The sequence below is a fragment of the Caballeronia sordidicola genome (assembly GCF_002220365.1).
Taxonomy (GTDB): domain Bacteria; phylum Pseudomonadota; class Gammaproteobacteria; order Burkholderiales; family Burkholderiaceae; genus Caballeronia; species Caballeronia sordidicola_C.
In genome coordinates, this window is sequence record NZ_MTHB01000275.1 from 124565 (window position 1) to 147791 (window position 23227).

At 59.8% G+C, this 23227-nt stretch carries 18 protein-coding genes, 3 tRNA genes and 1 pseudogene; 15 read left to right on the forward strand and 7 right to left on the reverse strand.

The genetic code is table 11. From position 1 onward, the window contains the following. Window positions 1–9 precede the first annotated feature (9 nt). The 6 genes from BSU04_RS39720 to BSU04_RS39745 all read left to right on the forward strand — a co-directional run bounded on the left by BSU04_RS39720 (window position 10) and on the right by BSU04_RS39745 (window position 8827). Complete coding sequence (locus tag BSU04_RS39720; RefSeq protein WP_089165702.1) at window positions 10–1104, forward strand: ABC transporter permease; 1095 nt, start codon at window positions 10–12, stop codon at window positions 1102–1104. Then, entirely contained in the window at window positions 1101–2699 is a 1599-nt protein-coding gene (locus BSU04_RS39725) for an ABC transporter ATP-binding protein (RefSeq protein WP_089165675.1), read from the forward strand. Before BSU04_RS39720 ends, BSU04_RS39725 begins: the two co-directional genes overlap by 4 nt. 136 nt (window positions 2700–2835) lie before the next feature. Further along, window positions 2836–3531 carry a C40 family peptidase gene (locus tag BSU04_RS39730; protein ID WP_089165676.1) on the forward strand — a complete coding sequence of 232 codons (696 nt, stop codon included), beginning with the start codon at window positions 2836–2838 and terminating at the stop codon, window positions 3529–3531. A gap of 642 nt (window positions 3532–4173) precedes the next feature. Then, window positions 4174–7005, forward strand: a complete 2832-nt coding sequence (locus tag BSU04_RS39735) for a xanthine dehydrogenase family protein molybdopterin-binding subunit (RefSeq protein WP_089165677.1) — start codon at window positions 4174–4176, stop codon at window positions 7003–7005. Continuing rightward, window positions 7002–7595 (forward strand): (2Fe-2S)-binding protein, encoded by a 594-nt coding sequence (locus BSU04_RS39740; RefSeq protein ID WP_089165678.1) that lies wholly within the window; start codon window positions 7002–7004, stop codon window positions 7593–7595. Before BSU04_RS39735 ends, BSU04_RS39740 begins: the two co-directional genes overlap by 4 nt. Continuing rightward, window positions 7592–8827, forward strand: coding sequence for a c-type cytochrome (locus BSU04_RS39745; RefSeq protein WP_089165679.1), 1236 nt, complete (start codon window positions 7592–7594; stop codon window positions 8825–8827). Before BSU04_RS39740 ends, BSU04_RS39745 begins: the two co-directional genes overlap by 4 nt. A 37-nt stretch (window positions 8828–8864) precedes the next feature. Here BSU04_RS39745 and BSU04_RS39750 read toward each other — a convergent pair whose 3' ends face one another. Beyond that, window positions 8865–9860: a patatin-like phospholipase family protein gene (locus BSU04_RS39750; protein ID WP_179258604.1), complete on the reverse strand. Its 996-nt coding sequence runs from the start codon at window positions 9858–9860 to the stop codon at window positions 8865–8867. A 204-nt stretch (window positions 9861–10064) separates the two neighbouring features. On the opposite strand from BSU04_RS39750, the gene gltX reads away from it, so the two are divergent. The 5 genes from gltX to BSU04_RS39780 all read left to right on the forward strand — a co-directional run bounded on the left by gltX (window position 10065) and on the right by BSU04_RS39780 (window position 12953). Further along, window positions 10065–11522 carry a glutamate--tRNA ligase gene (gene gltX, locus BSU04_RS39760; protein ID WP_179258601.1) on the forward strand — a complete coding sequence of 486 codons (1458 nt, stop codon included), beginning with the start codon at window positions 10065–10067 and terminating at the stop codon, window positions 11520–11522. A 144-nt stretch (window positions 11523–11666) separates the two neighbouring features. Next, window positions 11667–11742 (forward strand) — tRNA-Ala (locus tag BSU04_RS39765). A gap of 211 nt (window positions 11743–11953) precedes the next feature. After that, a tRNA-Glu gene (locus tag BSU04_RS39770) sits at window positions 11954–12029 on the forward strand. 72 nt (window positions 12030–12101) lie between these two features. Then, window positions 12102–12178, forward strand: a tRNA-Asp gene (locus BSU04_RS39775). Window positions 12179–12488: 310 nt separating this feature from the next. Continuing rightward, complete coding sequence (locus BSU04_RS39780) at window positions 12489–12953, forward strand: GNAT family N-acetyltransferase (RefSeq protein WP_089165683.1); 465 nt, start codon at window positions 12489–12491, stop codon at window positions 12951–12953. A gap of 4 nt (window positions 12954–12957) precedes the next feature. On the opposite strand, the gene BSU04_RS39785 is transcribed toward BSU04_RS39780, so the two are convergent. After that, window positions 12958–13809 (reverse strand): AraC family transcriptional regulator, encoded by an 852-nt coding sequence (locus BSU04_RS39785; protein WP_089165684.1) that lies wholly within the window; start codon window positions 13807–13809, stop codon window positions 12958–12960. Window positions 13810–13970: 161 nt separating this feature from the next. Between BSU04_RS39785 and BSU04_RS39790 the strand changes: the two genes are divergently transcribed. Next, window positions 13971–14396: a gamma-glutamylcyclotransferase family protein gene (locus BSU04_RS39790; protein ID WP_089165703.1), complete on the forward strand. Its 426-nt coding sequence runs from the start codon at window positions 13971–13973 to the stop codon at window positions 14394–14396. A 90-nt stretch (window positions 14397–14486) separates the two neighbouring features. On the opposite strand, the gene aceB is transcribed toward BSU04_RS39790, so the two are convergent. Both aceB and BSU04_RS39800 read right to left on the reverse strand, forming a co-directional pair. Next, complete coding sequence (gene aceB, locus BSU04_RS39795; protein ID WP_089165685.1) at window positions 14487–16082, reverse strand: malate synthase A; 1596 nt, start codon at window positions 16080–16082, stop codon at window positions 14487–14489. 59 nt (window positions 16083–16141) lie between these two features. Further along, window positions 16142–16921, reverse strand: a complete 780-nt coding sequence (locus BSU04_RS39800) for a haloacid dehalogenase type II (protein WP_089165686.1) — start codon at window positions 16919–16921, stop codon at window positions 16142–16144. A gap of 134 nt (window positions 16922–17055) precedes the next feature. Between BSU04_RS39800 and BSU04_RS39805 the strand changes: the two genes are divergently transcribed. Together BSU04_RS39805 and BSU04_RS39810 are read left to right on the forward strand one after the other, a co-directional pair. After that, the gene (locus BSU04_RS39805; protein ID WP_089165687.1) at window positions 17056–17958 is read left to right on the forward strand and encodes a LysR family transcriptional regulator; all 903 of its coding nucleotides are present in this window, start codon (window positions 17056–17058) and stop codon (window positions 17956–17958) included. A gap of 126 nt (window positions 17959–18084) precedes the next feature. Further along, complete coding sequence (locus BSU04_RS39810; RefSeq protein ID WP_089165688.1) at window positions 18085–18519, forward strand: universal stress protein; 435 nt, start codon at window positions 18085–18087, stop codon at window positions 18517–18519. 249 nt (window positions 18520–18768) lie between these two features. Here the strand turns inward: BSU04_RS39810 and aceA are convergent, their stop codons facing one another. From aceA to BSU04_RS39830, 3 genes are all read right to left on the reverse strand, one after another. Then, entirely contained in the window at window positions 18769–20073 is a 1305-nt protein-coding gene (gene aceA / locus BSU04_RS39815) for an isocitrate lyase (RefSeq protein WP_089165689.1), read from the reverse strand. Between the two features lie 379 nt (window positions 20074–20452). Then, window positions 20453–22129, reverse strand: coding sequence for a DEAD/DEAH box helicase (locus tag BSU04_RS39820; protein ID WP_089165690.1), 1677 nt, complete (start codon window positions 22127–22129; stop codon window positions 20453–20455). A gap of 524 nt (window positions 22130–22653) precedes the next feature. Then, window positions 22654–22932: an acyl-CoA-binding protein gene (locus BSU04_RS39830; protein ID WP_089165692.1), complete on the reverse strand. Its 279-nt coding sequence runs from the start codon at window positions 22930–22932 to the stop codon at window positions 22654–22656. 188 nt (window positions 22933–23120) lie between these two features. Here BSU04_RS39830 and BSU04_RS48305 point away from each other — a divergent pair. Continuing rightward, window positions 23121–23227: pseudogene (locus BSU04_RS48305) on the forward strand (tRNA (adenosine(37)-N6)-threonylcarbamoyltransferase complex dimerization subunit type 1 TsaB); the annotation flags it as partial.

Consider the following 23227-nt stretch of genomic DNA (forward strand, 5'->3'; position numbering starts at 1 on the left):
AACCGTTCCCTGCTCCGTACGCCGCAAGACAGCGACGCCCAGCCGCTTAGCGTGCCTGTGTCGATTACGCCGGGACAACGTGTCTGGCAACGTTTCAAACGCAACCGCCTCGGCTACTGGAGCCTGGTGATTTTTGTCATCGCGTTTGCGATCAGTCTCGCGGGACCGCTGTGGTCGAATGACAAACCATTGGTCGTCCGTTATCAGGGGAATCTGTATTTCCCCCTGGTCAAGACGTACGCCGAGACCACGTTCGGCGGCGATTTTCCGACGCCCGCCGATTACCTCGATCCCTATATTCGTGATCGTTTCAGCGAGGGCAGCAACTTCGCCGTTTATCCGCCGAACCACTATTATTACGACACGCTCAACTATTTTTCCAAGGCCTCGAACCCGGCGCCGCCGTCGCGTGAAAACTGGCTCGGCACCGACGATCGGGGCCGCGATGTGTTCGCCCGATTGCTCTATGGCTTTCGCGTCTCGGTCATCTTCGCGCTGGTCCTGACGGCGATAGGAACCGTGCTCGGGCTGCTGGCCGGTGCGGTGCAAGGCTACTTTGGTGGTCGCACGGACCTTACCGGACAGCGTCTGATCGAAATCTGGAGTGCGTTGCCCGAGTTGTATCTGCTGATCATCTTTGCGTCTATCTTTGAACCGAGCCTGGTGCTGCTCGTCGTGCTGTTGTCGTTGTTCGGGTGGATCGGATTATCGGACTATGTGCGCGCCGAATTCCTGCGCAACCGCACGCAGGATTACGTGCGGGCGGCGCGGGCGATGGGATTGTCGAACGCCCAGATCATCTGGCGGCACATCCTGCCGAATAGCCTCACGCCCGTTATCACCTTCCTGCCGTTTCGCATGAGCGGGGCGATCCTTGCGCTGACGAGCCTCGATTTCCTCGGCCTGGGCGTGCCACCGCCCACGCCGTCCCTGGGAGAATTGCTCGCGCAAGGCAAGGCGAATCTCGACGCGTGGTGGATCTCGCTGTCTACCTTCGGCGTGCTGGTCGCGACCTTGTTGTTGCTTACGTTCATGGGCGATGCGCTGCGTAACGCGCTGGACACGCGTATCTCGGACGCGGTGAAAGCCGGAGGCGGTCAATGAGCGCGCCATTGCTGGAAATCACCGATTTGCGGGTGCGCTTTGGCGAAACCATGGCCGTCGATGGTGTGAGCCTCAAGATCGAAGCCGGCGAACGCGTGGCGCTGGTCGGCGAATCAGGATCGGGCAAAAGCGTGACGGCGTTATCCATCCTGCGGCTTTTGCAGGATGCAGAGCTGAGCGGATCGATTCGCCTGGACGGCCAGGAGTTGCTCACCAAAAGCGAACCCGCGATGCGCAAGCTGAGGGGTTCTGACATCGCGATGATCTTCCAGGAGCCGATGACTGCGCTCAACCCGCTGTACACCATCGGCGACCAGATTTCGGAGACCATCCAGTTGCACGATGGCGTGTCCGCTCGCGATGCCCGTCGGCGAGCGATCGACCTGCTCGCGCGCACGGGGATCACGGAGCCGGAAAAACGCGTCGACCGATACGCGCATCAGCTCTCGGGCGGACAACGCCAGCGCGCGATGATCGCCATGGCGCTGGCGTGCCGGCCGCGTCTGCTGCTCGCCGACGAACCCACGACCGCGCTCGACGTGACCATCCGCGCGCAGATCGTGGAATTGCTGCTGGAGTTGCAACGTGACGAAGCCGCTTCGCGCGGCATGGCCGTGCTGCTGATCACGCACGATCTCAATCTCGTGCGTAAATTCGCGCAGCGCGTGGCGGTAATGGAGCACGGTGTGCTGGTGGAAAGCGGTACGGTGCAGGACATATTCGGGTCGCCGCAGCATCCTTATACGGTACGTTTGCTTGCGAGCCGGCCGGCTCGCACGGTGTTGCCCGTGCTGCCGCTGTCGCCCGTATTGCTCGACGCGCAAGAGGTCTCCGTGGAATTCGCCACGAAGACGCCAGGGGTGGGTGGCTGGTTCCGGCGCGGCGCGTTCAAGGCGGTGGATCGGGTGTCGGTGACGGTGCGGCAGGGTGAAACGCTGGGTATTGTCGGTGAGTCGGGGTCGGGGAAGTCCACTTTGGCGATGGCGCTGCTAGGTTTGCAGCGCACGTCGCACGGGAAGGTGGAGTTTCAAGGGCGCTTGCTCGGCGACTATCGTGGCCGCGAAAAAACCGTTTTGCGATCAAATATGCAGGTGGTGTTTCAGGATCCATATAGCTCGCTGTCGCCACGTCAAACAATTGAACGGATAGTTGGCGAGGGGCTGGGTTTGCATCGTCCGGAACTCGACGCAGCCGCGCGGCACGCCAAGGTGGTGGCCGTTCTGCGCGAAGTCGGAATAGACCGTACTGCGTTGAATCGATACCCGCACGAGTTCTCCGGCGGTCAGCGGCAACGCATTGCGATCGCCCGCGCGCTGGTGCTCGAACCGCGCATCCTGATCCTCGATGAACCCACCAGCGCGCTTGATGTGTCAATTCAGTATCAAGTTTTGCGTCTGCTCGCCGATATACAAAAGAAGTACAACCTGGGCTACGTGTTCATCAGCCATGACCTCGAGGTCATTGGCGCGATGGCGCATAGGGTTGTAGTGATGCAGAACGGAACTGTTGTGGAAACCGGTGATGTGGAGAATATTTTTGCCACGCCGTCCCACGAATACACAAGAAAGTTACTGAAAGCCGCGATCGCGGCCTAATTTTCACCAATTAGGTGCGTATCTCAATTGTTTTTTTCTATGCCTTTTGACATGTAAATAATATCTGGCTAGTATCAAGCCAACTTTTCCGCAGGACTCTGATTTATCAGACTTTTTCACCCAAAACTACCGACCGATGCAGCAATTAACTTTGACTCAAACATGCGCGCGAGCAGCAGCCAGCATGTTGATCGGCCTGATGATGACAGCGACTTCCGGTGCGTTCGCCGACGAAGTCAACAATTCAAGCCAAAATGCCAGCAATGGCATCTCCGCGTCGACCAAAGCAGCTAACGACATTTATCCTGTTGCCGACTCCGGCAATGTCGCTGCCAATGTGACAACCAACCCATCCAGCGGCACGCGTTCTTTTCTATCCGGCATGGCGAGCAAGGCGGGCGACGTAGTCGTCGGCGCGCTCAATATGATCGGCGTGCGCTATCGCTGGGGCGGCAATACGCCGGATTCCGGCCTCGATTGCAGCGGTTTCGTGCGCTACGTGTTCCAGGACACGTTGGGCATGACGTTGCCGCGGCGTGCGGAAGAGATGAGCCGGGTTGGCGAGAAAGTTCGCGTGAGCGAGCTGAAGCCGGGTGACCTTGTGTTTTTCAACACAATGCGTCGCTCGTTCTCGCATGTCGGGATTTATATCGGCGACAACAAGTTTGTTCACTCGCCGTCCACGGGTAGCACGATCCGTGTGGACGACATGGACAACAGCTATTGGGAAAAGCGCTACACGGGCGCTCGGCGTGTTGAAGCGACCTTCCCGATTGACGGCGTCGATCTACGTCAGCGTGTCAGCGCCACGATTGGTAACAACGACAACTAAGTCGTCGTCACTCATCTGACCGGTTGCTGAAAACGGTCTGGTCTAGAAAAGCCTGCCCTTTAAAAAAGGGCGGGCTTTTGTCGTTTCTGTACGGATTATGCGCATTTCTGGTGGTTGATCTTCGCCACATCGCCACCCTGCCGCTTCAAATTCCCGCAACCGACCGCGTGTCTCGACTGAGACCCGATCTAAACCCGGGCACATTCGGATGCTTCCGAGTGACGTTGACGCCGTAAATCACAACGGATTTCCACTCGCAAGGCCAATCCCCGCCAAGCACAAAACTTGACATGCCGATTGCTGCTTGCAGGCAAGCATCGCACGTACAATCGCCCGCTTTTCCCGGGCAGTGCAGAACGCTGCGCAGCGACAGGAATTCTGTTCAAGGCAAAGCCTGAAAAAGCCAGCCAAACGTTGAAACAGGCTGGTGCAAATCCTTGCACGTTCAAGAACCTGAAGTGCGATTACGATCGGAGATACTCAGGTGTCTCATCGTCGTCTTGCGTCGTCGTCTTGCGTCTTCATAACGCACCGGATCGAGCGGTTATATGAACATGTTAATTATTTCGGAATGCAAAATAAAAACCGAAACCCGAAGCAGTGTGGCTTGAGGCTCTCAGCCGATCATTCAAGGAGAGGACTATGAGAGAACTCGACCGATCGCGTCGTGGTTTTCTGAAGGCGAGTGCAATCGCGGGACTGACCGTCATTATTGCGCCGCTCGGCAGTCGCGCATTCGCTGCGCTATTTGAAGAAAAAATCCTGACGCCGATTCAGTGGGATACAGCAAGCGGCAGCGCGAAGTTTCGTATCGATGGGATCGCGAAGGTCACCGGCTCGAAGGTATTTGCAAGAGACGTGCGCGCGGCCGACATGCCGCACTGGCCGAGCCAGCAATCGCACGCATTCATGTTGCGAACGACGCAGGCTGACCGGGTGTATGAGGGTTTCGACCTGAGCTTGCTCGGCACCGACCTTCAGCCGGACCGGATTGTCACGGCCGCGGAGCTTGCCCGCGACGGTCTTGCATTTCCCGCCTTCTATGGTGACGACATGCTGCTGCCCCCGGGCAAGACGCCGGCGTATCTAGGCCAGGCCGTGGCCATGCTGATCTACCACGATTTCGCGCGCTTCCGGTTCGCCAAAGACAAGCTCCAGTTCCGCGACGAAATCATCCGCTACGGCGAGCAGACCGGACCGCTTGAACGCGATCCGTGGGGTACGTTCCGCTTTGTGCGCGTCGGCGGTGCGACGGCCTATGACGAGGACACGTTCTCGAGCTTGAAGGACAGCATGCTGTTCCCAAGCGCGATGCGCAAGCACGAGCCTGTATGGACGGCGGGGCGGCAAGACGGCAAGCTCGACGAGCAGGGCATGTTCCATGCGCAAAACATGCAGGGTGAACTCGATCATCCGCCTGCGAACTGGTTAGTGCTGGAGCGCAACTACAGTACGCAATCGATCGATACCGCCGCGCTCGAGCCCGACAACACGAACTGCTGGTACGACGCGGAGACGCAATCGCTGCACATGGTCGTGCCGACGCAGGGGCCGCATGAGGTGGCAGAGAGCGCGGCCGGCATGGCGGCGAAGTGCCGCTCCCCGGTGAAAAAGTTGTTTTTGCATCCGGTCTATACGGTTGGCTACGGGTCGAAGGACCATTTCACGGTTCCGTTCTACGGACTGGTGGCGGCCATGTATGGCGACGGCCGTCCGGTACGTCTTGCATTTGACCGCTATGAGCAATTCCAGACATCGATAAAACGCCATGCATCGAAGATGCGTTATCGAATTGCGATTGATAAAAAAACGAACCTCCTGCAGTCGTTCAAGGCCGAGCTGGAAGTCGATGGCGGCGGGCGCTGCAACTTTTCGCCGTCGGTGGCCATGGTGGGGGCGTCCGCTGCGCAGTCGATCTACTACTTCCCGAAGAGCGACCTGACCGGCGTGGCGATCGCTTCACGCGCGATCGACGCGGGCTCCGCGCGAGGTTACGGCACACTGCAGACGATGGCCGCGACCGAGATGCTGATCGATGAAATTGCGACGCAGCTTGGACTCGATGCTATCGATCTTCGGCTGAAGAACGCGCTGCGCTCGGGCATGAAAAATACTCAGGGCGCGATTCCCGCCGGCGCGATTCGAGTAGATGAAGTCCTGCAGAAAGCGAAGGTTCACCCGCTCTGGACCGGGCGGGCGCAGAAGAAAGCGGAGTATGAGCTGGCGCATCCCGGGAACCGCTATGGCGTGGGTTTCGCGTGTGTGCAGAAAGACTTTGGCACGGGTGCGGAGGCGTCGTTCGCGAAGGTTGAAATCGCGGCCGACGGCAAGATCACGTTGCATCATACGGCCGCTGAGATTGGCACGGGCGTGTCTACATCGCAAGCAATCGCCTGCGCGAAGTGGCTCGGCAAGCCGGCCGCCGAGGTACGCATGGCGATGATCGACTGGCCCGAGCTGCCGGTCGTGACCAGTGGCGATCCATACATGATGTCGCAGGGCGAGCAGGACAGACTGTCGGCTAATCCGCGCTGGTCGCCGGGGTTGATATCGCCATCGAGTGCGACGAATTCCGCTTTCTATTTCACGCATAGCACGCAGGAAGCCGCACGCGTGGTCTTCACGCACGGTGTGTGGCCAGCCGCGATGGCGTTATGGAGCAGCGGCATAGGCGGTGGTCAATCTGCGCCTCTCGTCGTGCGTCGAGAAGATGCACGCTGGGTGGAGGGCAAGCTGACGGCTGCAGGTCTCGAGCCGTTGACGCTCCAACAACTCGCGAGTAAAGCGCATGACCTCGGGCTCGTCACGGGCGCGGTCGTGCATGTGTTCAACCGATGGCAATGGAGCGAAGCGGAATTCGACATTGATGGTGTGACCGAGCGTCTGCCTATAGACGGCTTGTCTCTACTTCACGGTGCGGGCAAGACTGACGCCAACAAGGCCAAAGCTGCACCGGTCCAGCCCGCTTACCGCGCCCTCGATCGCAAGCGTGTGTTCATCGCGCCGGTCAGTCGCAACAACGCCGCGGTCACCTACTACAGCGCGGTTGGAACGCTCGTCGAACTCGCGGTGAACGAAGCCAGCGGCCGCGTCAGCCTGCTTTCGCATCATTCGATCATGGAGTGCGGCAACATGCTTTCGCCGCAGCTCGTCTCAGGTCAGCTGCAAGGCGGACTGGCGATGGGTATTGGACATGCGCTGCACGAATATCTACCGCTCTACGAAGAAGGTCCCGGCAACGGCACCTGGAACTTCAACCGCTATCACGTGCCGCGCGCAAGTGACGTCGCTGTCTGGGCGCAGACCGGCGAAGTGCTGCCGCCGCTGTCCGAGACCGATCCGCCGAAGGGCATTGCGGAGGTGGTGATGATTCCGGTCGTCGGCGCCATCGTCAACGGTATCGCGCACGCCATCGGGCATCGGTTCAACGACTTGCCGGTGAAACCGCAAAATATTCAGGAGGCGCTCGCATGACTGCTGCCAACCCAACACCGACACCGCTCATGCATCAACCCTTGATCCGGATGAAGCCCATTTCGCTGACGATCAACGGTGCCGCCATGGGCCCGATCCCGGCCCCCGACGGCCTCATGATGATCGATTTCCTGCATGAGTACGTGGGCTTGACCGGCTCGCGGCTTGGCTGCGGGCAGGGCGTCTGCCATGCGTGCGTGGTGATACTCGACAAGCCGGACGGATCGAGCGAAGAAGTGCGCACGTGCATTACGGGTGCGCATTTCTTCGACGGCAAAAAGGTGAGGACCATTGAAGGCCACGCCAAACGCAACGAGCAGGGCGAGGTGGTCGAACTCTCGCCGGTGCAGCAGAAATTCCTCGAACACTTCAGCTTTCAGTGCGGGTACTGCACGCCGGGATTCGTCAATGCGGCGACGGTGCTGATCGAGCGGCTAAAGCGCGAGCCGATTGCCAGGGCTTCAGTGGAGCAGGAGATTACGAACGCACTCGACGACCACATCTGCCGCTGCACGGGCTACGTGCGCTATTACGAGGCGGTCAGGGACGTTGTGCTGAACACGCCTGGACTTGTCAAGGATTCCGCATGAACCGGACAATTTCCTTTCGCCTCGGCGCGCTTGCACTATGCGTCGCCGCTCTGTCCGCTTGCAACGAACGTCCCGTTGAAACTGCAGCCCCCGCGCATGAAACGGCCGCCGAGCAGATCGTGCGCGGCAGTTATCTTGCAAAAGCGGCCGACTGTGCCGCCTGCCACACGATCCCCGGCGGCGCGCCGTTTGCCGGTGGTGTGAAACTCGGGTCGCCGTTCGGCACCTTTTATGGCACGAACATTACGCCGGACGCGGTGCATGGCATCGGAAAGTGGAGTGCTGCGCAGTTCTACAAGACCTTGCACGACGGCGTAGCGCCCGACAAGCAGCTCTATCCGGCGATGCCTTACACGTCTTACCGGACGATGTCCCGCGTCGACAGCGACGCCATCTATGCGTATCTGATGGCGCAAAAGCCTGCCGCCGTGCCGAATCGGGAGCCTGACCTGAAGTTTCCATTCAACGTGCGGATTGCCGTGATGTTCTGGAACATGCTGTTCCTCAAGGACGCGTTGCCGGATGCATCGGCGGGAAGCTCGGCTGACTGGACCCGCGGACGATATCTCGCGAATGCGCTAGGCCACTGTGCCGAATGCCACACACCGCGTGGTGCGTTTGGGCAGTTGAACGGTGCGAAGGCGTTGCAAGGCTCGATGCTAGGTCGTGTCGTGCCGCCGGATATCACGCCCGCGGGGCTTGCCGCGCGCGGCTGGACCAGCGCCGACTTGCAGGCATTTTTTGCAACGGGAATCAGCCGCCAGGGTTCTGCGTTCGGCGAGATGCATCCGGTAGTGATGCTGAGCACCCAGTACCTGAGCCCCGGCGATCTGCGTGCGCTGTCGACCTATCTGCTCGGCGATGCACCGCTTGCGCCCACGCCGGTTCAACCAGGGTCCGCCGACGCCGCGCAAGTCGCTGCCGGCCGGGCGAGCTATGTCGCTGTGTGCGCGGGATGTCATGGGCGCGAGGGGGAGGGCAAGCCTCACGTCGCAGTATCGATGCAAGGGAGCTCGACGCTGCGACAGGCCGATTCCCATAACCTGATCGTTGCGATGCTCGATGGCGTGGATGCCGCCGAGTTCGCCGGAACGGAAAGCATGCAGGCAATGCCGGGATTTGCCGCCACGCTCAGCGACGATGAACTCGCGCACCTCGCCAACTACCTGCGCTCGAGTTGGGGCGGCCAGCCGGGGGACGTAACGGCGGCACGCGTCAAGGCGTTGCGCTAAGCCGCTTGGTTCTACAAGGGCAGGCGCTGCCGTCCAATCAAACGGTAGCGCCCTTCGCCGCCATTTGCCGCTGCAGTTCCGGCCAGATCTTTGCGACCGCTTCCTCGCCGGCCAGGATCGCCGCGTTGCGCTGGCCGAAGTCGCTGCCGCTCATGGCGGCAAGGTTGGGGCGGATGACGAAGTCCGCGTATTTGTCGAGTTCATAAGCCTTGATGGTCTGGCCCATGATCGTGAAGGTCTGCATCAGGACGTCGAAGGAGCTTTGCGTCAACCCTGTCTCAGGGCGTGCCGAAATATCCACCGCGATCACAAAGTCCGCGCCCATCTTGCGCGCGAACGCCGCCGGCACCGGGCTCACCAGGCCGCCATCCACGTACTCATGACCGCCGATTTTCACTGGCTCGAAGATGGACGGCACGCTGCACGACGCGCGCACGGCAATGCCGGTATTGCCCCGCTGGAACAAGATTGGCTGGCCTGTCTTCAGATCAGTCGCGACGATGCCGAGCGGTTTCGCCATCTTCTCGATCGGCCGGTTATCGAGTGTCTTGTTCAGGTAATTCTGCAGCGCGACGCCTTGCAGGAAACCGCGCGTGCGAAAGGGCATCGCCCAGTCGCTGATCGACGCTTCGTCCATGGTCAGCGCGAGCTTGTTGATGGCAATGCCGCTCATCCCCGATGCCGATAACGCCGCGATCACCGAGCCCGCGCTCGTGCCGCTCAGCAGGTCCACCGTCAGGTTGCGCGCTTCGAGCGCCTTGATTACACCGATGTGCGCAAAGCCCCGAGCCGCGCCGCCGCCCAGTGCAAGGCCGATCCGCACGGGCCGCTGGAGCGTGCTGGTGGCCGGTACTGACGACGCGGGCGGCGCGGGTGACGTAAGCGCGGTGGTGGAGCTGGTCGTCGTGGTGCACGCCGTGAGCACGGCTGAGGCGCAGCCAAGAGCGAACGCGCGTCGCGACAACTGAGGCAGCGACGAAAGCGGGGGCGGCGAAGTTTTCAAGGAGTTCTCCTGCGATGCAGCGGGTAACAGGTGGAGCGTGGGGCATGGACGCTGCTCAGCCAGCTTGGTTGGCTGTCTGGTCAAGCCGTTCAGTGACGGCGCACATAATAAAACATGACGACCCCCGAAAGCAGGTCAAAAGCCCCCGGCGGGTATAATTCACCCTCGTTTTGACCGCTCGCCAAGTTCGTCCAGAAGAGACGCGCCGAAGCCGGTCCCCGATATATCGCTTGCATGGCTCCTCCCGTGCCAGCAAACGCATTTGAGCTATCGAGCACACCGCACATGACCCAAGTCCGTACCCGTTTCGCTCCGAGCCCCACAGGCTTCATCCACCTCGGCAACATTCGCTCCGCGCTTTATCCGTGGGCGTTCGCGCGCAAGATGAAGGGCGTTTTCGTGTTACGCATCGAGGACACCGACCTGGAGCGCTCGACCGACGCGTCCGTCGACGCCATCCTTGAAGGCATGGCATGGCTCGGCCTGGACTACGACGAAGGTCCGATCTACCAGATGCAGCGCATGGACCGCTATCGCGAAGTGCTCAAGCAGATGCTCGACCAGGGCCTGGCCTACCACTGCTATATGTCGACGGAAGAACTCGACGCATTGCGTGAACGCCAGCGCGAGGCCAATGAAAAGCCGCGTTACGACGGCACGTGGCGCCCGGAAGAGGGCAAGGTGCTGCCGCCCATTCCGCAAGGGGTGTCGCCGGTCATTCGCTTTCGCAATCCGCTCGGCGGCGTAGTGAGCTGGGACGACGCGGTGAAGGGCACGATCGAAATCTCGAACGACGAACTCGATGACCTCGTTATCGCTCGCCCGGACGGCACGCCGACCTATAACTTCTGCGTGGTCGTGGACGACCTCGACATGAAGATCACCCACGTGATTCGCGGCGACGACCACGTGAACAACACGCCGCGCCAGATCAACATCCTGCGCGCGCTGGGCGGCGAAGTGCCGGTGTACGCCCACCTGCCGACCGTGCTCAACGAGCAGGGCGAGAAGATGAGCAAGCGCCACGGCGCGATGAGCGTGATGGGTTATCGCGATAGCGGTTATCTGCCGGAAGCCGTGATGAACTATCTGGCCAGGCTTGGCTGGTCGCATGGCGACGCGGAGATTTTCTCGGGTGAACAGTTCGTCGAATGGTTCGACCTGGACCATCTAGGTAAGTCGCCGGCGCAATACGATCCGGACCGGTTGAACTGGCTGAACGCGCACTACATCAAGGAAGCTGACAACGCACGGCTGGAAACGCTGGCGAAACCATTCCTGGCGGACCTGGGTATCGACTCCGCCATGATCGAGCAAGGGCCGCCGCTCGAGCTCGTGATCGGCTTGCTGAAGGACCGCGCATCGACGGTAAAGGAAATCGCCGATAACGCCGCCATGTTCTATCAGGAGCCCGTGATCGACCCCGCTGCGCTCGCGCAGCATGTCACCGAAACCGTGCGTCCTGCGCTCGCTGACTTGCGCCAGGCACTGAGCGAAGTGGAGTGGAGCAAGGAAGCCATCTCCGCGGCGTTCAAGGCCACGCTGACGAGCCACAAGCTCAAGATGCCGCATCTCGCCATGCCGGTGCGCCTGCTGGTCGCGGGGACCACCCACACACCGTCCATTGATGCGGTGCTGATGCTGTTCGGCCGTGAGACGGTGCTGACCCGGCTCGACAAGGGCATTGCCTGAACATGAGGACGTTGTATCGTCGCGAACGGTGTCCGGTTTGCGCGCCAAGTTCGCACCCTAAGGACGAACTATTTTCAGACGCTGGGCTAAAAGGTATTTACAACTTCAAAAGTGCCCTTTAGAATCTCGTTTCTGTTCTGCAAGGGGGGTATAGCTCAGCTGGGAGAGCGCTTGCATGGCATGCAAGAGGTCAGCGGTTCGATCCCGCTTACCTCCACCACAGAACAGAAATGAAGCTTTTTAAAGCGCCAGAGCATCGGAAAAAAAGCTTCACAAGAATCACAAAGCTGTTTATAATGTCGTTCTTCGCTACTGACTGACAAGAAACTGATTAATAAGATTCAAACGATTAAGAAAGTGTTAATCGGAGTTAATCAGAACCAAGTCAAGATTAAGCGAAAAGAGTAAAAGACATTCACTGAAAAGTTTATGTCCCCATCGTCTAGAGGCCTAGGACATCACCCTTTCACGGTGAGTACAGGGGTTCGAATCCCCTTGGGGACGCCAAAACATCGGCGGTTGCCAGAAGCGCTGCGAGTTTGATGAGTCAACCAACCTCACGAACTGATGAAAAGAAGTGGAGCGGTAGTTCAGTTGGTTAGAATACCGGCCTGTCACGCCGGGGGTCGCGGGTTCGAGTCCCGTCCGCTCCGCCAACAAGTTGTAAAAGAAAATCCAGCTTAAGCTGGATTTTTTTCGTCCGCGTTTTTGTATCCCGCGTTTTTTCGTCCTGCTTTTTCCTGCTTCCGCTTCCTTCCCTTCGTGCTCTTTCCGCTGTCCTTTCCGCTGTCCTTTTCGGTTTCCGCTTTCGGTTCCACCCGCTATTCTTCGTACAAGCATCCCGTTGCATCTTGTTGAACGTGTGGCGTGTATGACATCGAACCGGCGCGCTCGTAAAACTCTCCATTGCCAGCGCGCGCCGGCTGACTTAGTGTTGATGACTTGATTCAGTGCTTTCATCGCGCAATGCTCGATCCCACCGAAGCTCTCTCGCCGTTTCAGTTACGCCTGGCGTCAATGGACGATTTTTCGTTCGCCGAGGCGCTCACGCGCAACAACATGAACGGCTACTACCGCCGCCACAATCTCGTGTGGCGAAGCGATCTTTTTTTGGGTAGCTGGCGCGAGTCCGAAAATTTCGTGCTCGAGTGCGACGGTCAGGCTATTGGCGTGATGCGCGTGACGCAAGAAGATCAGTCGCTGCACATCCGCGACGTACAAGTGGTGGAAGGGTGGCGCCGGACGGGCGCGGGAACGTTTCTCCTCGATACCGCGCACCGATGGGCACGCGCACGCGGACTAACGGAGACGCAGTTGCGCGTATTCGTCGATAACCCCGCTGCTCGGCTTTATATCCGCATGGGTTATAAGACCGCGGGATCGCGGCTCGCACAATTCGGCGCGATCCGGCATATGGTGCGCGGCGTTTAGCGTTTTAACGCTTGCTCGACGTGCTGCTCTCACTATCCTCTCGCGGCTCGCCGTCGCGAACAAAAAATGCTCGCGGACTTTCGCCGAACGCGCGTCTGAACATCGCGGAAAAGGCGCTCTGGCTTTGGTAGCCGAGCAGCAACGCAACTTGTGAGAGCGGCCGGCCCTGGCTCAGTAATGGAATCGCGCGCGCCAGCACTGCTTGCTGACGCCATTGTGAAAAACTGACGCCGAGTTCACGTCGAAACAGGCGTGCGATCGTGCGGGTGCTTGCACCCGCGAGCGTCGCCCAGTGCTCGAGCGAATCGGCGGAAGCAGGGTCTGCGAGGACGGCTTCGCATAATGCCAGCAGGCGTTTGTCGGTGGGCATCGGGATGGAGAGCGGCAGCGGGCGTGAGCGCGTGATTTCATCGAGTGCAAGTGTGCCGAGCAGCCGTTCACGCTCGCTTGATATCGTGCGATCGTCCAGCGCAACAGCCACCTCGCGCAGTAGCGGCGACACTTCCACCACGCGGCACGCATCCAGTCCCGGTGGCACTACGCTCGCGTCTATATACAAGGTCCGCAGAAACGCGTCTTCCACGATCACCACTTCATGTGTCACGTTCGGCGGGACCCAGATTGCCCGCGACGGCGGCACCATCCACGTCGACCCTTCCGCTGCGATTCGCAGCACGCCGCGTGTCGTGCACGCGACCTGTGCCCACGCATGCGTGTGCCGCGCAATCCGGACGCCGGCCGACACGGGCCGCGAACGAACGCGAATCGGATGCGCGCGCGTAGGCGACGACTCGGCGGGAATGTCGAGATGCTCGACTTCTTCGGGTTGCAGCGGCTGTTCGGTGGGCGTGAACATGGTTTTTAAGCGCTCCTCCACCATGATATTAAAGGCATCGCGCGCGATTGGCTTTGAAGTCGGGCGCCGGACGTGTTTCCTTGGGCCAAGCCATCCCGACGTAACACCTGTTTTATGCGCTTGGCATAATGCGCTGAATCTTCATGGATGGGATGGAACGCATGCAACATGTATTCGTCTACGGCACGCTTAGAGCGGGTGAGAGCAATGACATTCGCCTTGCAGCAGAGCGTAACGGGATCGCCGCGCCGACACTGATCGGCTCGGGTCATATCAATGGACGGCTGTACGACTTCGACGCTTACCCGGGACTCGTGCTCGATTGCGCGGCGGGGCCGGTGCATGGCGATATCTATCGAATCGATGAAACACTCGTGCCCGTGCTCGATGAAATCGAAGAGATCGTGCCGGGTGTCATCGGCTTGTACCGCAGTGAGCGGTTACAGGTGACGGTTCACGTAGACGGGCGCGCGCAGGATATCGATTGCCTGGTTTATCCGGTCGGCGAGGAGGCGGTGGAGGGTCTGCCGCGTATCGATAACGGCGATTGGGTTATGTATCGACGATCAAGACGAGCACGGCCGTGATTGATCAACACCGATAAAAAAGGCCGCCCTGAATTTCCAGGGCGGCTTGTTCTATGGACGACCGGCGTCAAGAGATTAAGAGGTTAAGCGTTAAATCTCTTCGTAAAGCGGCAACGTCAAAAACTCCGCAAACGTATCCGATGTCGACATCGCTTCGAAAATAGTCGCTGCCCGGTCGTACGGCGCGGTGTCGCCGGCAACTACTTCTTTCACCTTCACCAATTCTTCCTGCGTGAAGGCGCGAACCATCTCGGCGGTCACTTTGCGGCCATCGTCCAGTTTGCCTTTCGGTGAGCGAATCCACTGCCACACTTGCGAGCGCGAAATTTCCGCGGTCGCCGCATCTTCCATCAGGTTGTGGATCGGGACGCAACCATTGCCCGCGAGCCACGAACCCAGATAGTGAATGCCCACGTTGATATTGCCGCGCACGCCGTTTTCGGTGATGGGATCTTCGGGACGGAAATCGAGCAGATCGGTTGCTGTGACCTGCACATCCTCGCGTTGCTTCGCGATCTGGTTCGGCTCGCCGCCGAGCACTTTCACGAACTCTTCCATCGCGATCGGCACGAGGCCCGGATGGGCTACCCATCCGCCGTCGTAACCGTCGCTCGCATCGCGCGCCTTGTCCGAACGCACGCCGCCCATGGCTTTGTCGTTGGCATCAGCGTCGCCCTTGATCGGAATCAACGCACTCATGCCGCCAATAGCGGGGGCATTGCGCCGGTGACACGTCTTCAGCAATTGCAGGGCGTAGGCGCGCATGAACGGCACGGTCATCGTGATCTTTGCGCGATCGGCGAGGCAGAAATTGGCGTCGTTCTTGAATTTCTTGATCGCGGAAAAAATATAGTCCCAGCGGCCGGCGTTCAGTCCCGACGAATGCTCGCGCAACTCGTACAGAATCTCATCCATTTCGAACGCGGCCAGGATGGTTTCGATCAGGACCGTCGCGCGAATCGATCCGCGCGGCACGCCCACCATCTCTTGGGCCGCCACGAAGATTTCGTTCCACAGGCGCGCTTCGAGATGGCTTTCCAGCTTCGGCAGATAGAAGTAGGGACCCGCGCCGCGAGCCAGTTGCTCCTTCGCGTTGTGGAACAGGAACAGCGCGAAATCGAAGATACCGCCCGACACACGCTGACCATCCACGCTCACGTGTTTTTCGTCCAGATGCCAGCCGCGCGGACGCACGATCAGCGTCGCGGTTTTATCGTTGAGCTTGTATGACTTGCCGTTCTGTTCAAGCGAAATCGTGCCGCGCACCGCTTCCTTCAGATTGATATGACCGGTCAGCTGGTTGTCCCAGTTCGGCGTGTTCGAATCCTCGAAGTCGGTCATGTACGAATCCGCGCCGGAGTTCAGCGCGTTGATGATCATCTTGCGCTCGACCGGTCCGGTAATCTCCACACGGCGGCATTCGAGCGCCTTCGGCAACGTTGCGATGGTCCAGTCGGCGTCGCGGATGGATTGCGTTTCGCTGAGAAAATCCGGCCGTTCGCCTGCGTCCAGCCGCTTTGTGCGTTCGGCGCGCGCCTTGAGCAACGCCTGCCGACGCGGCTCGAATGCGCGATGCAGCGTTGCTACCAGCTCAAGCGCTCCGGGCGTCAAGATGGTCTCGTAGCCGGGTTTGATCTCAGCCGTGATGGTCATGCCCTGCGGCATGTGGGTCAGCGTGTTCGCCATGTTCTACATCTCCTTGGTCGGTCAGACGGTTTTGCGTGCTGGTTGAATCGATGAGTCGGCTAGTTGTTGGGACTGCGGGGCATGCGCTTTGAAAGATCAAATGGCGCCGCATGCTGATGCTGGGGGCACCCTGCATCGATGAAAGCAAGCAGACCGGTCATATCGCGTCCGGTGCCGCGTGGCATGACGCCGAGTTGTTCTGCGGGCATCGCCATGCGGTTGAGCCAGAAAGTGGTGTAGCCAAACCACGTCGCGCCCGTCACGTCCCAGCCGTTCGACGATACAAACACGATCTCCGAGGCCGCCACGCCGATCGCTTGGGTTCCGAGTGAGTAGGCGGCGTGCGCGGGTTTGTAGGCCCGCACGGCGTCTACAGAGAGGACGTGATCGAAGAGACCTGACATGCCGGCGCTTTTCACCGCAATGTCCAGCATCTGCGGATTGCCGTTCGACAAGATCGCCAGCTTCAAATCTGTGCGTTTGCGTAGCGTTTTCAGCGCGGTGACGGTGTCGGGAAACGCCGCCAGGCAGGCGTATTCGTCCATCAGGCGCTTTTCTGCAGCCGGAGTGAGTGCCTGTTCCAGCTTCAGGCGAGTGGCGGCGTAGCGCAGCGCGTCGAGCGTGATTGCCCAGAACGGCTCGTATCGGGCACCGGCGGGGTCCGAGAGCGTGCGCAGCTGCGTGTATTCGATCTGCTTTTGGCGCCACAACTGCGAGAGCGCGTCGCCGTGGCCGGGGAATAACTGCTCGGCGGCCGCCACGACCGAGTGCACGTCGAACAGCGTGCCGTAGGCGTCGAAGATGACAGCGCGAGGAGGCGAAATCGATGTCGGTGACATGGCTGGCGCTCCATGAATTGGTCGTTGATGATTCTATTAGTGCGTCGGAACGACCGGAAGATGCATGCAGATCACTTGATCTTTGACTTTTTCACGCCTAATCTAGTCGCCCGACATCCGAATAAACGCCGCGCATGGACCGCTTCAAGCAAATAGAAACGTTCGTGGCGGTCGTCGCGAAGGGAAGCCTGTCTGCCGCGGCACTAGCCGAAGGCGTTGCACCGGCCGTGATCGGCCGACGGCTGGATGCGCTGGAAGAGCGGCTCGGCGTGAAGCTGCTCGTGCGCACCACGCGCCGGCTGACGCTGACCTTCGAAGGATCGGCATTTCTGGAGGATTGCCAGCGGGTGATTCATGACATGCAGAGCGCGGAGGCGAGCGTGTCGGCCGGCGGGGTGAAGGCAAGCGGGCATTTGCGGGTGTCTGCTCCGGCGGGTTTCGGAAGGCGCCACGTTGCCGCGCTCGTCCCCGTTTTTACCTCGATGCATCCGGATGTATCGATCACGCTCGATCTGACGGACCGCATGGTCGACCTGGTCAACGAAGGCTTCGATTGCGCGGTGCGGCTTGGCGAGCTGCCGGATTCGTCGCTGGTGTCGTTGAAGCTGGGTGAGAACCGCCGGGTTTGCGTGGCGTCGCCGGAATATTTGCGCGTGCGCGGCGCGCCCGCCGATCTCGACGCGCTCGCGCAGCACAACTGCTTGCCGCTTGGGGCGAGCTCGAATCAGCAGCGCGGCTGGGTGTTTCAGAAGGATGGCAAGGTCGTTCAGATGCGCGTTTCCGGCACGATGGAATGCTCGGACGGCGCGGTGCTGCACGAGTGGTGTCTCGCCGGATATGGGCTGGCGTGGCGCTCGTGGTGGGAAGTCGGTGATGACATCGCAGAAGGGCGGCTTGTCAGCGTGCTCGATGCGTTCGCCGCACCGCCTATCGGGATTCACGCCGTGTTTCCGCAGCGTCGGCATTTGCCGCTAAGAGTGCGATTGTTCCTCGACCTGCTCAAACACACGTTCGGCGCGCCTGGTTATTGGGGCTGACTTTCTGGGGCTGACTTCATGGGGCTGAATTGCTGGAGCTGAATTCCTGGGGCTGAATTGCGGCCGATGGCTTCGATTCAGTTAGTACAATGAAAGTGCACGATAGCCATTGCCAAGGAGTCGACCATGTTCAAGCACATTCTTGTTCCGACTGATGGATCGGCCCTTTCACAGAAGGCTATTGATGGGGCGATCGATCTTGCCCAGTCGGTGGGTGCGCGGCTTACGGCTTATGCGTGCTTGCCGCTTTACCCGTATTCGCCTTTCGCCGATGTTGCCGTCGAGCCGCCCGGAGATTTTCACGCGCGCGCCGAGCGCGAAGCACGGGAGCATCTTGGCGCTGTCGAAAAGGCCGCTGCCGCCGCGAGCGTTTCCTGCAATTGCGTCACCAGCGTTGAATCCGCGCCTTATATCGGCATTATCGATATTGCGGAGCGGGACGGCTGCGATGTGATTTTCATGGCGTCGCATGGGAGGAGGGGGTTGGGGAGTTTGCTGATCGGCAGCGAGACTCAACGGGTGCTGACCCACACGAAGATTCCAGTGATTGTTTATCGATAGATTTTTTGAGGTTTCGTGGACGATTGCGGCATATTACGAAGCTCGATTTGGCACGCGATTGACGCGCGTCAAGCGTGTTTCTGAAAGTGGGACGAAGCGTGCCCCACGCTTATGAAGCGGACAAATGAGAATCCGGGAATCAAGTCTGGAAACGAACTGTAGAGTTACTAGTATTGAAGCAATAAAAAAGCACGCGGACCTTAGGTCGCGTGCTTTTTTGCCCACTCTATTCGACTACTTTTTGCGGGATTAGGCGACTTTCTCCTCGAAGAACTGCTCATCTTCGGTCGAACCGTGCAACGCGGTCGTCGATGCGTCCTTTTCAACAGCCTGCGTCACTGCATCGAAGTAGCCTGTTCCCACTTCACGCTGATGCTTCACTGCGGTGAAACCCTTCTCAGCCGCTGCGAACTCCGCTTCCTGCATCTCGACGAACGCGCTCATCTGGTTGCGTGCATAGCCGTGCGCGAGGTTGAACATCGAGTAATTCAGCGCATGGAAACCGGCCAGCGTGATGAACTGGAACTTATAGCCCATCGAGCCAAGCTCTTTCTGGAATTTGGCGATAGTCGCGTCGTCCAGGTTCTTCTTCCAGTTGAACGACGGCGAGCAGTTGTACGAGAGCAGCTTGCCCGGGAATTCGCGATGAATCGCTTCGGCAAACTTCTTCGCGTACGCCAGATCCGGCTTGCCCGTCTCGCACCAGATCATGTCGGCATACGGCGCGTAGGCGAGGCCACGCGACACGGCTTGTTCCAGGCCCGGCTTCGTGCGGAAGAAACCTTCCACCGTACGCTCGCCGGTCAGGAACGGCCGGTCGTTTTCATCGACATCCGATGTCACCAGATCCGCCGCTTCCGCGTCGGTGCGGGCGAGCAGAATGGTCCGCGTACCGGAAACGTCAGCCGCAAGACGCGCGGCCGTGAGTTTCGCAACGTTTTCGCGCGTCGGCACCAGCACCTTGCCGCCCATGTGCCCACATTTCTTCACCGATGCCAACTGATCTTCGAAGTGCACGCCTGCGGCGCCGGCTTCGATCATCGCCTTCATCAGTTCGAACGCGTTCAGCACGCCGCCGAAACCAGCCTCAGCGTCCGCCACGATCGGCTGGAAGAAGTCGAGATACCCTTCATCGCCGGGATTCTTGCCTTCGGACCACTGGATCTGATCGGCACGCGTGAGCGTGTTGTTGATGCGCTTGACCACCAGCGGCACCGAATTCGCCGGATACAGCGATTGATCCGGATACATCTCGCCGGCAACGTTCGCGTCTCCCGCCACTTGCCAACCGGACAAGTAGATCGCTTTCAAACCGGCCTTGACCTGTTGCATGGCCTGATTGCCGGTCAGTGCGCCGAGGGCGTTGACGAACGGCTCTTCATGAATCGATGCCCACAGCTTCTCCGCACCCCGTTTCGCCAGCGTGTGCTCGACCGGCACCGAACCGCGCAGCCGCACGACGTCGTCGGCGGTGTAGCTTCGCTTGATGCCCTTCCAGCGCGAATCCGTGTCCCATTGCTTCTGGAGTTCCTGAGCTTGTTGTTGGCGCGACATGGCGTTTCTCCTTTGATTACCTGACTAATGACTAATGGTTGGTCGTCTGGTTGAGCAATCGAAAAGTCTTGGTGCTTCTGGTTGCCCAACTCTTATATAAGAGTCTAGGGAAAGGAGAGTCGCGGAGCCAGTCGTTTAGCGAAGTTTTGGAATATAAATTCTCGTTTTAAATCAATGGATTGAAATTGATATTTCACAATATAAAATTGTCTTTCCTATGCTGAGATGACGAAACTTGTGCCATGCACCAACAATTTCGTGCCACAGAAAGTCTTTCCACATTGTGAAATTCAGGGCGTGGACGAAAAAAAACCGACGCACGAAGCATCGGTTTTCTTTTTGCTGGCACGCAAGAAACGCGCGCCGCACTCTTTACGACTTAGCTGCCACGACGCGGAGCGCGCGGGCCATCGTTGCGACGTGCTGCATAACCGTCGCGCGAACCGCCACCGAAGCCCGAGCCACCGTCACGCGAACCGCCGCCGCTGCGATAGCCGTCACGCGAGCCACCGTCGCGCGAATCGCGAGCACCAGCGCTTGCCGGCTTGTTGCCCCAGCCGCCCGGCTTAGCCGTTCCACCGTTGCCAGCACCGCCGCTACCGAAGCGACGACCTGCGCCACCTGCACCAGCGCCACCGCCCGGACGGCCACGGCCGCCAAAGCCCGGACGACCACCGCCACCGCCGGCCGGAGCCGAACGACGCGGTTCAAAGCCAACAATCACGCTCACATTCAGCGGCACGCGAACGAAACGCTCGATGCGCTTAAGCGCCCCTTGTTCAGCGTGATGCACGAGGCTGATCGCCGTGCCCGTACGGCCAGCACGGCCGGTACGACCGATACGGTGAACATAATCTTCCGCAAACTTCGGCAGATCGTAGTTGAACACATGCGTGATGCCGGGGATGTCAATGCCGCGAGCGGCGACATCGGTTGCGACCAGCACGCGCACTTTGCGCTCGCGCAGTGCACGAATCGTGCGGTTACGCGCGCCTTGCGGCAGATCGCCGTGCAGGGCAGCCGATTCAAAACCTGCGTCCGACAAACGGATAGCCAGTTGGTCAGCGTCGTTCTTGGTTGCCGTGAACACAATGGCTTGATCCAGGCCGGCATCGCGCAACAGATGGTCGAGCAGACGATCCTTGTGATCGCGGTCATCGACGTAATGCACGGTTTGCGCGATGTTGTTCTGCGCTTCGAGCTTTTGAATGATGTCGATGCGTTCCGGGTTCTTCAACAGGCGGCCGGTCAGCGAGCTGATCTTGCCGTCGATGGTTGCCGAGAACAGCAGCGTCTGGCGCGTAGCGGGCGTAGCAGCAACAATAGTTTCGATATCGTCGATGAAACCCATGTCCAGCATGCGGTCGGCTTCGTCGAGCACGAGGATTTGCAGTTGCGACAGGTCAATACGGCCGCGTTCCAGGTGATCGAGCAAGCGGCCCGGCGTAGCGACCAGGATTTCCGGGTTCTTCGCGAGCAGCATCAATTGCTGGCCATACGCGACACCGCCGAGAATGCTGACCGTGCGCAGCCGGCGCAGGTGCTTGCCGTACGTGGTTGCAGCAGCGGTAACTTGCATTGCGAGTTCGCGGGTCGGCGTCAGGACCAGCATGGTCGGACGAGCGACCGGCTGGGTGCGGCGGGCCGGGCGGGCGTTCGGGTCATGCGGCTCACGCGGTGCTTGCGCCTTCGCCTTTTCGAGCTGCGAGAAACGTTCGATAGCCGGCAGCATAAATGCTGCGGTCTTGCCCGAACCGGTCGGGCTGGAGACCAGCAAGTCGCGGCCGGCGAGCGCTGCGGGAATCGCGCGCTGCTGAACCGGCGTCGGCACTTGATAGCCCGAGGCCGTCAACGCAACAATGATCTCAGGCGACAGACCGAGCGACTCGAAGCTCGGGCCAGTCTGCACAGCGATAGCAGCGGCGACGGGCGCAACTGAAGAAATAGGGGCGGGGATAGCAGGCGAAACAGATGCTGCCGGCGCGGCGGGTGCGTCTTCGCCGAGTGCCAGTGCAGCGATGGAGTCCAGCGGGCTATGGGTGTTGCTCGAAGTCATGTCTTTCCTTGAAACGGGGAATAAGGCGTGTGGCGCCAATCGGCATACCCAAGTCGTCAGATTCAGCGAGCAAAGAAGCAGCGAGCAAATCGAAAAACGGGGGCAGCTCGCAACAATAAAGGCGAGCTTTTCGTTAGAAGCTGTATCGGATTCGACAGGCCGAGGTGGCGTTGTCGTCAGCCTGATGCATGATCGGCCGCGAAAGGCCTAGCAGGGAGGGGACAGTTTCTAAACTGGATTGGAGCAAAACGCTACGAGGCGCCGCGCTGCGCGGGTTGAATCAGCTAATGAATCGACTAAAACCATCAATTCACCCGGTTACAGTGAAGCGCAGGCAACAGTATAGCGGCAATTGTTGCGCTGCGCCAGATTTTAAGACAGTTTGATTCAAAGTGCAGTTTTGCGGGGGAGGGGAATTTGCCTACACGGTTGCATGGTCCATCTCGCCTATCTTTTGATAAAGCGCCGAGAGGCACTCAAATAGCGGCCGCTCAGACGGCGCCCCGCGCTGGCCCGCCCGGGTTTCACGCCGAGGCGCCGCTTTTCAGCGATTCCACCAGCCCGATATATTGCTGCTTTGCGGTGTCCTGCGGCGTGCCCGCGAGTGCGCCCCACGCGTCGTATTTGTATTTGCCCGCGATGTCGGCGAAACCCGGCTTGTCGCCCTGCACATCGCCCAGGCTCGCTTGCTTGTAGAGCGCGTAGAGGCGCAGCAGCGTCAAATTACCCGGACGTTCGGACAATTCCTTGACGTCCGCCTGGGCAAGCGCAAATTGCGCGTCGAGTTCGTTGGTTCCGCTCATTCGATTCTCCGGACATGCTGATTGAGGACCATCGATCATAGCAAGCCGGTTGCGCAAGCTTGTCGAGGGTTTCTTCCAGAATTCCCCGGGCTCAGGGCCCGATCCGGCACGAGCGGGCATTATCCGCGCGGCGCTCGCCGCCTAACGGGTCAAGCGTTACCACGGCTCACGTTACGTCACGCATTACAATAGCTGCCATGACACGTACCGTTTTGCTCGCCCTCGATACCTCGACCGAATTCTGCTCGGCCGCGCTGCTGATCGCCGACCCGACGGCGGCAGGCGCGGCCGCCGC